This window comes from Streptococcus sp. 68, from assembly GCF_013277415.1.
In the GTDB taxonomy this organism is placed as follows: Bacteria; Bacillota; Bacilli; order Lactobacillales; family Streptococcaceae; genus Streptococcus.
Window position 1 is genome coordinate 44,868 of record NZ_VMMX01000003.1, and the last position, 12,519, is coordinate 57,386.

Genomic DNA, 12,519 nt, shown 5'->3' on the forward strand with positions numbered 1-12,519 from the left:
TTATGGCTAACGCAATTATTGAAAAAGCTAAAGAGAGAATGACCCAGTCTCACCAATCACTTGCTCGTGAATTTGGTGGTATCCGTGCTGGACGTGCCAATGCAAGCTTGCTTGACCGTGTACATGTAGAATACTATGGAGTAGAGACTCCTCTTAACCAAATCGCTTCAATTACGATTCCAGAAGCGCGTGTTTTGTTGGTTACACCATTTGATAAGTCTTCATTGAAAGACATCGAACGTGCCTTGAACGCTTCTGATCTTGGTATCACACCAGCTAACGATGGTTCTGTGATTCGTTTAGTTATCCCAGCTCTTACTGAGGAAACTCGTCGTGACCTTGCTAAAGAAGTGAAGAAGGTCGGCGAAAATGCTAAAGTGGCTGTCCGCAATATCCGTCGCGATGCCATGGACGAAGCTAAGAAACAAGAAAAAGCAAAAGAAATCACTGAAGACGAATTGAAGACTCTTGAAAAAGATATTCAAAAAGTAACAGACGATGCTGTTAAACACATCGATGACATGACCGCCAATAAAGAAAAAGAACTTTTGGAAGTCTAAAAATAAACAGAAAAACTCAGTTGGCATTGCTGGCTGAGTTTTATTCGAAAGAAGGAAATATGAATACAAATCTTGCAAGTTTTATCGTTGGACTCATCATCGATGAAAATGACCGTTTTTACTTTGTGCAAAAGGATGGTCAAACCTATGCTCTTGCTAAGGAAGAAGGTCAGCATACAGTAGGAGATACGGTTAAAGGTTTTGCTTATACAGATATGAAGCAAAAACTCCGTTTGACAACTCTAGAAGTGACTGCCACTCAGGATCAATTTGGTTGGGGCCGTGTCACAGAGGTTCGTAAGGATTTGGGTGTCTTTGTGGATACAGGCCTTCCTGATAAAGAAATCGTTGTGTCACTCGATATCCTCCCTGAGCTCAAGGAACTCTGGCCTAAGAAGGGCGACCAACTCTACATCCGTCTTGAAGTGGACAAGAAAGACCGTATCTGGGGCCTCTTGGCTTATCAAGAAGACTTCCAACGTCTAGCTCGTTCTGCTTACAACAATATGCAGAACCAAAACTGGCCAGCCATTGTTTACCGTCTCAAGTTGTCAGGAACTTTTGTTTACCTGCCAGAGAATAACATGCTTGGTTTTATCCATCCTAGCGAGCGCTACGCAGAGCCACGTTTGGGGCAAGTATTAGATGCGCGTGTCATCGGTTTTCGTGAAGTGGATCGCACTCTGAACCTCTCCCTCAAACCACGTTCTTTTGAAATGTTGGAAAATGATGCCCAGATGATTTTGACCTATTTGGAAAGCAATGGCGGTTTTATGACCTTGAATGATAAGTCATCCCCAGACGACATCAAGGCAACCTTTGGCATTTCTAAAGGTCAGTTCAAGAAAGCACTCGGTGGTTTGATGAAGGCTGGTAAAATCAAGCAAGACCAGTTTGGGACTGAGTTGATCTAGGGGGACTTATGAGAAAATCATTTTACACTTGGCTCATGACCGAGCGCAATCCTAAAAGTAATAGTCCCAAAGCTATCTTGGCAGACCTCGCTTTTGAAGAGTCAGCCTTCCCAAAACACACAGATGATTTTGATGAGGTGAGTCGCTTTCTGGAAGAACATGCCAGTTTCTCTTTTAACCTAGGAGACTTTGACGCCATCTGGCAAGAATACTTAGAACACTAGCATTTCTTCACTAGGTTTGGGCTAGTAATTTCTCCGCCCCTTTGCTATAATAAAAGAAATAAAAGTATTAGAGAGGTTCTTTATTTGAAGGAACATTCAATAGACATTCAACTGAGTCATCCAGATGACCTGTTTCATCTTTTTGGTTCCAATGAACGCCATCTTCGTTTGATGGAAGAAGAGCTTGATGTGGTGATTCATGCTCGTACGGAGATTGTACAAGTTATCGGAGATGAGTCTGCCTGTGAGGAAGCCCGTCAGGTTATTCAAGCTCTCATGGTCTTGGTGAATCGTGGGATGACCGTTGGCACGCCAGATGTGGTGACTGCGATTAGCATGGTCAAAAACGATGAAATCGACAAGTTTGTCGCCCTTTATGAAGAAGAAATTATCAAGGACAATACAGGGAAGCCTATCCGTGTCAAAACACTGGGTCAAAAACTTTATGTGGACAGTGTCAAACAGCATGATGTAACCTTTGGAATTGGGCCCGCAGGGACAGGGAAGACCTTTCTTGCAGTTACTTTGGCCGTGACTGCCCTTAAACGTGGTCAGGTCAAGCGGATTATCCTAACTCGTCCAGCGGTGGAAGCAGGAGAGAGTCTAGGCTTTCTTCCGGGTGATCTCAAGGAGAAGGTAGATCCTTACCTTCGACCTGTTTATGATGCCTTGTATCAGATTCTGGGAAAAGACCAAACGACTCGTCTCATGGAGCGTGAAATCATTGAGATTGCACCTCTTGCCTACATGCGTGGACGAACCTTGGATGATGCTTTTGTCATTCTCGATGAGGCGCAAAATACGACCATCATGCAGATGAAGATGTTTTTGACTCGTTTAGGCTTTAATTCTAAGATGATTGTCAATGGAGATATCAGCCAGATTGACCTGCCACGTAATGTCAAGTCCGGTTTGATTGATGCCCAAGAAAAGCTCAAGAACATTCACCAGATTGACTTTGTTCATTTTTCAGCTAAGGATGTGGTTCGCCATCCAGTCGTCGCTCAGATTATCCGAGCCTATGAACCAGCTCCAGTTAAAAAAGAAGAGCGTGAAGAATTAGATCCTCAACCTCTATCTGAAGGATAGTTATTTTGTACTTAAAGTTATCTCAATACTAAGTATAAATTTGCTTTTTAAATATTTCATTCAATATCCCTATATTAGTTAGAAACTTTTCAAGTAGAAGAAATATATGGAATCAATCTTTTTAAAACTAGCTCAGTATCCCATAGTCGAGACAGAGCGTTTATTGCTTAGACCTGTAACCTTGGATGATGCGGAAGCTATGTTTGAGTATGCCTCGGATAAGGATAATACACGTTACACTTTTCTAACCAATCAAAATTTAGAAGAAACTAAAAATAATATTGCTCAGTTTTATCTTGCCAATCCCTTGGGACGTTGGGGAATAGAACTAAAAAGCAATGGCAAATTTATCGGAACTATTGACTTACACAAGATTGATCCTGTTCTTAAGAAGGCAGCTATTGGCTACATTATCAATAAAAAGTATTGGAATCAAGGACTAACGACAGAAGCCAATCGTGCCGTAATTGAGCTAGCTTTTGAGAAGATAGGGATGAATAAGTTGATTGCCCTTCACGATAAGGACAATCCTGCATCTGGAAAGGTCATGGAGAAATCAGGCATGCGTTTTTCACATGCAGAACCATATGCTTGTATGGACCAGCATGAAGAAGGTCGAATCGTGACAAGAGTTCATTATGTCTTGACCAAGGAAGACTATTTTGCAAATAAATAAGCAGTTGAGAAGAAATTTTCAACTGTTTTTTCTTTCTCTTACGAATAATCTAAGAGAGGAGAAAATATGGAAGCAATTATCGAGAAAATTAAAGAGTATAAAATCATTGTTATCTGTACTGGTCTGGGCTTGCTTGTAGGCGGATTTTTCCTGCTAAAGCCAGCTTCACCAACACCTGTCAAGGAAACGAATTTGCAGGCAGAAGTTTCAGCGGTTTCCAAGGATTCATCGACTGAAAAGGAAGTGAAGGAAGAACCTGTTGAACAAGATCTAATCACAGTAGATGTGAAAGGTGCTGTCAAATCACCAGGGATTTATGATTTGCCTGTAGGTAGTCGGGTCAATGATGCTGTTCAGAAGGCAGGTGGTTTGACAGAGCAAGCCGATAGCAAGTCGCTCAATCTAGCTCAGAAAGTTAGTGATGAGGCTCTTGTTTACGTTCCATCTAAGGGAGAAGAAGTAGCTAGTCAACAGGCAGGTTCTGGAGCGCCTTCTTCAACAATCAAGGACAAGAAGGTCAATATTAACAAGGCCAGTCTGGAAGAACTCAAGCAGGTCAAAGGCTTGGGAGGAAAACGAGCCCAGGATATTATAGACCATCGTGAGACGAATGGCAAATTCAAGTCGGTTGATGAACTTAAGAAGGTCTCTGGCATTGGTGCTAAAACGATAGAAAAGCTAAAAGACTATGTTACAGTGGATTAAGAAACTCCCTATTCCCCTAATTTACCTGAGTTTTCTATTGCTTTGGCTTTACTACGCCATTTTCTCAGTGTCCTATCTAGCGCTGTTGGGCTTCGTTTTTCTGCTAGTTTGTCTCTTTATTCAATTTCCTTGGAAATCAGCAGGCAGAGTTCTAGCGATTTGTGGAGTCTTTGGCTTCTGGTTTCTGTTTCAAAATTGGCAACAGAGTCAAGCGAGTCAAAACTTAGCGGATTTTGTTGAAAGGGTACGGATTTTGCCTGACACTATTAAGGTCAATGGTGACAGTCTATCCTTTCGTGGCAAGTCTGACGGACGAATTTTCCAAGTCTATTATAAACTCCAGTCCGAGGAGGAGAAAGAACAATTTCAAGCTTTAACAGCCCTTCATGACTTAGAACTAGAAGGAAAACTTTCGGAGCCAGAAGGGCAGAGAAATTTTGGTGGCTTTGACTACCAAGCCTATCTGAAGACTCAGGGAATTTACCAGACTCTCAATATCAAAAGAATCCAGTCACTTAAACAAGTTCGTAGTTGGGATATAGGTGAAAACCTGTCCAGTTTACGTCGAAAGGCTGTGGTTTGGATTAAGACGCACTTTCCAGACCCTATGCGCAATTACATGACGGGGCTTTTGTTAGGGCATCTGGACACAGATTTTGAGGAGATGAATGAGCTTTATTCTAGTCTAGGAATTATTCATCTTTTTGCATTGTCCGGTATGCAGGTAGGATTTTTCATGGATGGCTTTAAGAAAATACTTTTGCGATTGGGCTTGACTCAAGAAAAGTTGAAATGGCTGACTTATCCCTTTTCCCTTATCTATGCTGGTCTGACAGGATTTTCAGCATCGGTTATTCGCAGTCTCTTGCAGAAGTTACTGGCTCAACATGGTGTTAAGGGCTTGGATAATTTTGCCTTGACCGTGCTTGTCCTCTTTATCATCATGCCCAACTTTTTCCTGACTGCAGGAGGAGTTTTGTCCTGCGCTTACGCTTTTATCTTGACTATGACTAGCAAAGAAGGGGAGGGGCTCAAGGCTGTTGCTAGAGAAAGTCTGGTTATTTCTTTGGGAATATTACCCATTCTATCCTTCTATTTTGCGGAATTTCAACCTTGGTCCATCCTCTTGACCTTTGTCTTTTCCTTTCTATTTGATTTGGTCTTCTTACCGCTCTTGTCTATCTTATTTGCCCTTTCCTTTCTCTACCCAGTCATTCAGCTGAATTTTATCTTTGAATGGTTGGAGGGAATGATTCGCTTGGTCTCGCAGATGACAAGTAGACCTCTGGTCTTTGGACAACCCAATGCATGGCTTTTAATCTTATTGTTAATTTCCTTGGCTTTGGTCTATGATTTGAGGAAAAACATTAAAAGGCTAGCAGTATTGAGCTTGTTGATTACAGGACTCTTTTTCTTGACAAAGCATCCACTGGAAAATGAAATTACCATGCTGGATGTTGGGCAGGGGGAAAGTATTTTCCTACGGGATGTAACTGGTAAAACCATTCTCATAGATGTAGGTGGCAAGGCAGAATCTGATAAGAAAATCGAGGCTTGGCAAGAAAAGGCGACGACCAGCATTGCCCAGCGAACCTTGATACCCTATCTTAAAAGTCGAGGAGTGGCCAAGATTGACCAGCTAATTTTGACCAATACAGACAGGGAGCATGTTGGAGATTTGCTGGAGGTGAGCAAGGCATTCCATGTAGGCGAAATTTTAGTATCAAAAGGCAGTTTGAAGCAGAAGCAATTTGTGGCAGAACTACAGACGACTCAAAGCAAGGTGCGTAGTGTGACAACGGGAGAGAAGTTGACAATTTTTGGAAGTCAGTTAGAAGTCCTATCTCCAAGGAAAATAGGAGATGGAGATCATGAAGATTCCCTGGTTTTGTATGGAAAACTCTTGGATAAAAATTTTCTTTTCACAGGAAATTTGGAGGAGAAAGGAGAGAAGGACTTGCTGAAGCATTATCCTGACCTAGAAGTGGATGTCTTGAAAGCTGGTCAACATGGTAATAAAAAATCATCAAGTTCAGCCTTTCTAGAAAAATTCAAACCAGAGCTTACTCTTATCTCAGTTGGAAAGAACAATCGAGCGAAACTCCCCCATCAGGAAACCCTGACCCGACTGGAAGCTATAAATAGCAAAGTATATCGAACTGACCAGCAAGGAGCTATACGCTTTAAAGGGTGGAATAGTTGGAAAATAGAAAGCGTTCGATGGGAAGGATAAATACTATATATTAGTAAAATAAACTAAAAATCTGTTGCATAATAATGATAAAAACGATATAATGAAAACGTATTCAATGTTAATGATATAAAACCATTAAAAATTAGTAAAAACCGTTTAATTAGTTAGTTTATGATCTATTGGTCTTTTTCAGTCTAGTGTATCTGCTGTGATAGTGACTAAAAGTTATAGGTATGATTGGAATACCTACTATAAGTCTAGTATGAATTGCCAGAGATATAACTATATTAATTCCCTGTTATGGTATCGTTATGACAGCTATTCAGAGTATAAAGTTGGTTCTGGTTTGAATTACAATCGTTATGAGGTACTAAACTACTACAGCGGAAGCTATTAATCCAAAAAGGAGGGCTAGATATGTTGCAGCTTACTCATGTGACCTTAAAAACGCGACAAGTCATCTTACAAGATGTTGATTTTACATTTGAAAAGGGTAGGATTTATGGTATTCTTGCTATAAATGGCTCTGGAAAGACGACACTGTTCCGCGCCATTAGCAATTTAATTCCTATAAGTAGCGGAGATATAGCAGCCCCTCCTTCTTTGTTTTATTATGAGAGTATTGAATGGCTGGATGAAAACTTAAGTGGGATGGACTACCTTCGCCTCATAAAAAACATCTGGAAGTCAGGTCTGAACTTGAGGGATGAAATTGATTACTGGGAAATGCCTGACTATATCAGTCTTCCCATCCGCAAGTATTCCTTAGGCATGAAGCAACGTTTGGTGATTGCCATGTATTTCCTCAGTCAGGCGAAATGCTGGCTCATGGATGAGATTACAAATGGCTTAGATGAGTATTATCGACAGAAGTTTTTTGATAGGCTGGCACAAATCGATAGGCAAGAACAGCTGGTTCTTTTAAGTTCCCACTATAAGGAAGAGTTGCTTGATGTTTGCGATAGAGTAGTAACCATTCATCAGGGGCAAATAGAAGAGGTTTAGTTTATGAAAGATGTTAGTCTATTTTTATTGAAAAAAGTTTTCAAAAGTCGCTTAAACTGGATTATCTTAGCTTTATTTGTATCTGGACTCGGTGTTACCTTTTATTTTAATAGTCAGACTGCAAACTCCGTCAGCTTGGAGAGCGAGTTGGAAACCCGTCTTGTAAAAGATGAGAGAGTCATCAATGAATATGAAGAGAAACTCTCCCAAATATCTGATACCAACTCGGAGGAATACCAGATTGCTAAAATTAATTTAGAATCGGAAAAAAATCTTTCGACTCAAAAGAAAGAAATTCTGGCTTTGTTAAGAGAAGGACGCTGGAAAGAAGCCTACTATTTGCAGTGGCAAGATGAGGAAAAGAGTTATGAAATTGTATCGAAGCAACCGACTTCTAGTTCTGACTTAAAAATGGCGGTTGACCGCCAACGAAAGACTTACCAAGCCCTATATCCCTTGAACATAAAAGCCCACAATTTAGTTTATCCGACCCACGGGATTGATCAGATTGTCTGGATTTTAGAGCTTATCATCCCAAGCTTGTTTGTGATTGCTATTATTTTTATGCTAACGCAATTATTTGCAGAAAGATATCAAAATCATTTGGACACAGCTCACTTATATCCTTTTTCAAAAGTGGCATTTGCCATGTCCTCTCTTGGAGTTGGAGTGGGCTATGTAACTGTGCTGTTTATCGGAATCAGCGGATTTTCTTTTCTAGTGGGAAGTCTGATAAGTGGTTTTGGACAGTTAGATTATCCCTACCCGATTTATAGCTTAGTGAATCAAGAGGTAACTATTGGAAAGATACAAGATGTGTTATTTCCTGGCTTGTTCTTAGCTTTCTTAGCCTTTATCGTCATTGTGGAAGTAGTGTACTTGATTACTTACTTTTTCAAGCAAAAAATGCCTGTACTCTTTCTTTCACTCATTGGGATTGTTGGCTTATTGTTTGGCATCCAAACAATTCAGCCTCTTCAAAGGATTGCACATCTGATTCCCTTTACTTACTTGCGTTCAGTGGAGATTTTATCTGGAAGATTACCTAAGCAAATTGATAATGTCAATCTAAATTGGGACATGGGGCTAGTTTTACTTCCTTGCCTGATTATCCTTTTGTTAGTGGGGATTCTATTTATCGAAAGATGGGGAAGTTCACATAAAAAAGAATTTTTTAATAGATCCTAGCTTTCCTATAGGGAAAGTAAGGAAAAACTAACATAGAGAGGGAATCAACTTGATTCTCTCTTTTTGATTCGAAAACCAAGCCAAAATACAAACACAAACTTTTCAAAAAAATAACTTTTTATCTTGACAAGGGCTAGAAAACTTGGTATCATATAAAAGTTGAGAAAAGCAGAAGTGAGAGCTTCTCGCCTTGTGACATTAAGTTGCCTGGCCCTACGGATGAAAAGTTTCTAAGAAACGCTATCATAACGTGCGGGCTTGTATATTTACGAGTCCGCTATTGTTTTTCTCTAATAAAACAAAAGAGGTGAAAACCATAGCAAAGCAAGACTTATTCATCAATGATGAGATTCGTGTACGTGAAGTTCGCTTGATTGGTCTTGAAGGAGAACAGCTAGGCATCAAGCCACTCAGTGAAGCGCAAGCTTTGGCTGATAACGCTAATGTTGACCTAGTATTGATTCAACCCCAAGCCAAACCGCCTGTTGCAAAAATTATGGACTACGGTAAGTTCAAATTTGAGTACCAGAAGAAGCAAAAAGAACAACGTAAAAAACAAAGTGTTGTTACTGTGAAAGAAGTTCGTCTAAGTCCAACTATTGACAAGGGTGACTTTGATACAAAACTTCGCAATGCACGCAAATTCCTTGAAAAAGGAAATAAAGTTAAGGTATCTATTCGCTTTAAGGGTCGTATGATTACCCATAAAGAGATTGGTGCAAAAGTTTTAGCCGAGTTTGCTGAAGCAACTCAAGATATTGCCATCATCGAACAACGTGCTAAAATGGATGGACGTCAAATGTTCATGCAATTGGCGCCAGCGACTGACAAAAAATAATTGTCAGAAAGTTAAATAAAGGAGAAAAAATCATGCCAAAACAAAAAACACACCGCGCATCAGCTAAACGTTTCAAACGTACAGGTTCTGGTGGACTTAAACGTTTCCGTGCTTACACTTCTCACCGTTTCCACGGAAAAACTAAGAAACAACGTCGTCATCTTCGTAAAGCATCTATGGTGCATTCAGGAGATTACAAACGTATCAAAGCAATGCTTACTCGCTTGAAATAATAGCTTGACTGTAAGTAAACAATTCTAGGAAATATTTGGAGGAAATAAAACATGGCACGTGTTAAAGGTGGCGTTGTATCACGCAAACGTCGTAAACGTATTCTTAAATTAGCAAAAGGTTACTATGGAGCTAAACACATCTTGTTCCGTACTGCAAAAGAACAAGTAATGAACTCTTACTACTATGCATACCGTGACCGTCGTCAGAAAAAACGTGACTTCCGCAAATTGTGGATCACTCGTATCAACGCGGCAGCTCGTATGAACGGACTTTCATACTCACAATTGATGCATGGTTTGAAATTGGCTGAGATCGAAGTTAACCGTAAAATGCTTGCTGACTTGGCTGTTAACGATGCAGCAGCTTTCACAGCTCTTGCAGATGCAGCTAAAGCAAAACTTGGTAAATAATAACAGATAAGACTGGAACAGGATTGTCCCAGTCTTTTTAAAAATTAAGGAGAAAAATATGGCTTCAAAAATGCTACATACTTGCTTGCGAGTAGAAAATCTTGAAAAATCAATTGCATTCTATCAAGATGCTTTTGGTTTTAAAGAATTGCGTCGCAGAGATTTTCCAGACCATGCCTTCACGATTGTCTATCTAGGACTTGAGGGTGACGACTATGAGTTGGAGTTGACTTATAACTACGATCATGGTCCTTATGTGGTTGGAGATGGATTTGCCCATATCGCCCTCAGTACACCCGATCTTGAAGCTCTTCATCAAGAGCACAGTGCAAAAGGTTATGAAGTGACTGAGCCAAATGGCCTACCAGGAACTGCACCTAACTATTACTTTGTCAAAGACCCTGATGGCTACAAGGTCGAAGTCATTCGTGAAAAATAATCTCGTGAAGTCAAGTAGAATGTTCGTTTTCTACTTGACTTTTTTTGGTTGAAAGAGTATACTAATAAAAATTTAACCTTTAAGGGGAGTCCAGAGAGACTCACAAGGTGTCAGATAAAAGAATAGTACAATTTTCTAGAGGAGACTTTTTGAGTGTGCTCTCTTCTGTTGTACGATTTTAACTGAGGCCTTGCACTAGCAAGGTCTTTTCTTTGTCTGGACCCCTTAAAATTTAAGGAGGAAAAGTCATGAATCCCACATGTAAGAAACGTTTGGGTGCAATTCGTTTGGAAACCATGAAGGTGGTCGCACAAGAGGAAATCGCGCCAGCAATCTTTGAATTAGTCCTAGAAGGGGAAATGGTTGAAGCTATGCGAGCAGGCCAATTTCTACATCTGCGTGTGCCTGATGACGCCCATCTTTTGCGTCGCCCTATTTCAATTTCGTCTATTGATAAGGTAAACAAGCAGTGTCATCTTATTTATCGGATTGAAGGGGCTGGGACAGCTATTTTTTCAACCTTAAGTCAGGGAGATACTCTTGATGTGATGGGCCCTCAGGGAAATGGTTTTGACTTGTCCGACCTAGATGAGCAGAGCCAGGTTCTCTTAGTTGGAGGGGGGATTGGTGTCCCACCCTTGCTTGAGGTGGCCAAGGAATTGCATGCGCGTGGAGTAAAAGTAGTGACTGTTCTCGGTTTTGCTAATAAGGATGCTGTTATTTTAGAGACGGAATTAGTTCAATATGGTCAAGTCTTTGTAACGACAGATGATGGTTCTTATGGTATCAAGGGAAATGTTTCCGTTGTTATCAATGACTTAGACAGTCAGTTTGATGCTGTTTACTCATGTGGGGCGCCTGGAATGATGAAGTATATCAATCAAACCTTTTATGACCACCCAAGAGCCTATCTATCTCTGGAATCTCGTATGGCTTGTGGGATGGGTGCCTGCTACGCCTGTGTCCTAAAAGTGCCAGAAAGCGAGACGGTCAGCCAACGTGTCTGTGAAGATGGCCCTGTTTTCCGCACAGGAACAGTTGTACTATAAGGAGAAAATCATGACTAGAAATCGTTTACAAGTTTCTCTACCAGGCTTGGATTTGAAAAATCCGATTATTCCAGCATCAGGCTGTTTTGGTTTTGGACAAGAGTATGCCAAGTACTATGATTTAGACCTTTTAGGTTCTATTATGATCAAGGCGACAACTCTTGAACCCCGTTTTGGCAATCCAACTCCAAGGGTGGCAGAAACACCCGCTGGTATGCTCAATGCAATTGGTTTGCAAAATCCGAGTTTAGAGGTTGTTTTGGCTGAAAAACTGCCTTGGCTGGAAAGAGAATATCCAAATCTTCCTATTATTGCCAATGTGGCTGGTTTTTCAAAACAAGAGTATGCGGCCGTTTCTAGTGGTATTTCCAAGGCAGCCAATGTAAAGGCTATCGAGCTCAATATTTCTTGCCCCAATGTTGACCACTGTAATCACGGACTTTTGATTGGTCAAGATCCAGATTTGGCTTATGATGTAGTAAAGGCAGCTGTAGAGGCGTCAGATGTACCAGTTTATGTCAAACTAACCCCTAGTGTGACAGATATTGTCACCGTCGCAAAAGCAGCAGAAGATGCAGGGGCAAGTGGCTTAACCATGATCAATACTTTAGTTGGAATGCGCTTTGACCTCAAAACCAGAAAACCAATTTTGGCCAATGGAACAGGTGGAATGTCTGGTCCAGCAGTCTTTCCAGTAGCCCTCAAACTCATCCGCCAAGTCGCTCAAACAACAGACCTTCCCATCATTGGAATGGGGGGAGTGGATTCGGCTGAAGCTGCCCTAGAAATGTATCTGGCGGGTGCCTCTGCTATCGGAGTTGGAACAGCCAACTTTACCAATCCTTACGCCTGTCCTGATATTATTGAAAATCTGCCAAAAGTCATGGACAAATACGGCATTAGCAGTCTGGAAAATCTACGCAAAGAAGTAAAAGAGTCTTTGAGGTAAACTGCAATCAATCTGTTCTTGATTTTTTATTAGTTTGTAATGTTC

General features: G+C 40.8%; 16 protein-coding genes and 1 other annotated feature. All 16 genes read left to right on the forward strand.

All coding sequences use genetic code 11. The features are described from left to right. Positions 1-2 precede the first annotated feature (2 nt). The 16 genes from frr (at position 3) to HT720_RS01085 (ending at position 12,474) form a co-directional block, all read left to right on the forward strand. Positions 3-560, forward strand: a complete 558-nt coding sequence (gene frr / locus HT720_RS01015; protein ID WP_001262225.1) for a ribosome recycling factor — start codon at positions 3-5, stop codon at positions 558-560. A 59-nt stretch (positions 561-619) separates the two neighbouring features. Then, positions 620-1,474: an RNA-binding virulence regulatory protein CvfB gene (cvfB, locus tag HT720_RS01020; RefSeq protein ID WP_173274450.1), complete on the forward strand. Its 855-nt coding sequence runs from the start codon at positions 620-622 to the stop codon at positions 1,472-1,474. A gap of 8 nt (positions 1,475-1,482) precedes the next feature. Then, on the forward strand, positions 1,483-1,698 hold the full coding sequence (locus tag HT720_RS01025; protein ID WP_001232084.1) for a YozE family protein: 216 nt from the start codon (positions 1,483-1,485) through the stop codon (positions 1,696-1,698). An 84-nt stretch (positions 1,699-1,782) separates the two neighbouring features. Continuing rightward, the gene (locus HT720_RS01030; protein ID WP_173274451.1) at positions 1,783-2,787 is read left to right on the forward strand and encodes a PhoH family protein; all 1,005 of its coding nucleotides are present in this window, start codon (positions 1,783-1,785) and stop codon (positions 2,785-2,787) included. A 106-nt stretch (positions 2,788-2,893) separates the two neighbouring features. Then, a complete protein-coding gene (locus HT720_RS01035; protein ID WP_173274452.1) occupies positions 2,894-3,463 on the forward strand; it encodes a GNAT family N-acetyltransferase in 570 nt (189 codons plus the stop codon). Between the two features lie 66 nt (positions 3,464-3,529). After that, on the forward strand, positions 3,530-4,168 hold the full coding sequence (locus tag HT720_RS01040; protein WP_173274453.1) for a helix-hairpin-helix domain-containing protein: 639 nt from the start codon (positions 3,530-3,532) through the stop codon (positions 4,166-4,168). Further along, positions 4,152-6,401, forward strand: coding sequence for a DNA internalization-related competence protein ComEC/Rec2 (locus HT720_RS01045; RefSeq protein WP_173274454.1), 2,250 nt, complete (start codon positions 4,152-4,154; stop codon positions 6,399-6,401). The genes HT720_RS01040 and HT720_RS01045 overlap by 17 nt, the downstream gene beginning before the upstream one ends. Positions 6,402-6,570: 169 nt before the next feature. Next, a complete protein-coding gene (locus tag HT720_RS10385; RefSeq protein ID WP_061087823.1) occupies positions 6,571-6,759 on the forward strand; it encodes a hypothetical protein in 189 nt (62 codons plus the stop codon). A gap of 20 nt (positions 6,760-6,779) precedes the next feature. Continuing rightward, on the forward strand, positions 6,780-7,367 hold the full coding sequence (locus HT720_RS01050) for an ABC transporter ATP-binding protein (RefSeq protein WP_173274455.1): 588 nt from the start codon (positions 6,780-6,782) through the stop codon (positions 7,365-7,367). A gap of 3 nt (positions 7,368-7,370) precedes the next feature. Then, positions 7,371-8,555: a hypothetical protein gene (locus HT720_RS01055; protein WP_173274456.1), complete on the forward strand. Its 1,185-nt coding sequence runs from the start codon at positions 7,371-7,373 to the stop codon at positions 8,553-8,555. A 160-nt stretch (positions 8,556-8,715) separates the two neighbouring features. Then, positions 8,716-8,847: a sequence feature (ribosomal protein L20 leader region), on the forward strand. A 15-nt stretch (positions 8,848-8,862) separates the two neighbouring features. Then, complete coding sequence (infC, locus tag HT720_RS01060; RefSeq protein WP_000848180.1) at positions 8,863-9,393, forward strand: translation initiation factor IF-3; 531 nt, start codon at positions 8,863-8,865, stop codon at positions 9,391-9,393. Positions 9,394-9,425: 32 nt separating this feature from the next. Beyond that, complete coding sequence (rpmI, locus tag HT720_RS01065; protein WP_001125943.1) at positions 9,426-9,626, forward strand: 50S ribosomal protein L35; 201 nt, start codon at positions 9,426-9,428, stop codon at positions 9,624-9,626. A 51-nt stretch (positions 9,627-9,677) separates the two neighbouring features. Then, on the forward strand, positions 9,678-10,037 hold the full coding sequence (rplT, locus tag HT720_RS01070) for a 50S ribosomal protein L20 (RefSeq protein ID WP_000124834.1): 360 nt from the start codon (positions 9,678-9,680) through the stop codon (positions 10,035-10,037). A gap of 58 nt (positions 10,038-10,095) precedes the next feature. Continuing rightward, a complete protein-coding gene (locus HT720_RS01075) occupies positions 10,096-10,476 on the forward strand; it encodes a VOC family protein (protein ID WP_000157153.1) in 381 nt (126 codons plus the stop codon). Between the two features lie 248 nt (positions 10,477-10,724). Continuing rightward, entirely contained in the window at positions 10,725-11,525 is an 801-nt protein-coding gene (locus tag HT720_RS01080) for a dihydroorotate dehydrogenase electron transfer subunit (RefSeq protein ID WP_173274457.1), read from the forward strand. Beyond that, complete coding sequence (locus tag HT720_RS01085; RefSeq protein WP_173274573.1) at positions 11,488-12,474, forward strand: dihydroorotate dehydrogenase; 987 nt, start codon at positions 11,488-11,490, stop codon at positions 12,472-12,474. The genes HT720_RS01080 and HT720_RS01085 overlap by 38 nt, the downstream gene beginning before the upstream one ends. Positions 12,475-12,519: the final 45 nt, after the last annotated feature.

Coding starts and splice junctions, on each gene's coding strand:
- frr (WP_001262225.1), top strand. CDS start 3: ATGGCTAACGCAATTATTGAAAAAGCTAAAGAGAGAATGACCCAGTCT.
- cvfB (WP_173274450.1), top strand. CDS start 620: ATGAATACAAATCTTGCAAGTTTTATCGTTGGACTCATCATCGATGAA.
- HT720_RS01025 (WP_001232084.1), top strand. CDS start 1,483: ATGAGAAAATCATTTTACACTTGGCTCATGACCGAGCGCAATCCTAAA.
- HT720_RS01035 (WP_173274452.1), top strand. CDS start 2,894: ATGGAATCAATCTTTTTAAAACTAGCTCAGTATCCCATAGTCGAGACA.
- HT720_RS01040 (WP_173274453.1), top strand. CDS start 3,530: ATGGAAGCAATTATCGAGAAAATTAAAGAGTATAAAATCATTGTTATC.
- HT720_RS01045 (WP_173274454.1), top strand. CDS start 4,152: ATGTTACAGTGGATTAAGAAACTCCCTATTCCCCTAATTTACCTGAGT.
- HT720_RS01050 (WP_173274455.1), top strand. CDS start 6,780: ATGTTGCAGCTTACTCATGTGACCTTAAAAACGCGACAAGTCATCTTA.
- HT720_RS01055 (WP_173274456.1), top strand. CDS start 7,371: ATGAAAGATGTTAGTCTATTTTTATTGAAAAAAGTTTTCAAAAGTCGC.
- rpmI (WP_001125943.1), top strand. CDS start 9,426: ATGCCAAAACAAAAAACACACCGCGCATCAGCTAAACGTTTCAAACGT.
- rplT (WP_000124834.1), top strand. CDS start 9,678: ATGGCACGTGTTAAAGGTGGCGTTGTATCACGCAAACGTCGTAAACGT.
- HT720_RS01075 (WP_000157153.1), top strand. CDS start 10,096: ATGGCTTCAAAAATGCTACATACTTGCTTGCGAGTAGAAAATCTTGAA.
- HT720_RS01080 (WP_173274457.1), top strand. CDS start 10,725: ATGAATCCCACATGTAAGAAACGTTTGGGTGCAATTCGTTTGGAAACC.
- HT720_RS01085 (WP_173274573.1), top strand. CDS start 11,488: ATGGCCCTGTTTTCCGCACAGGAACAGTTGTACTATAAGGAGAAAATC.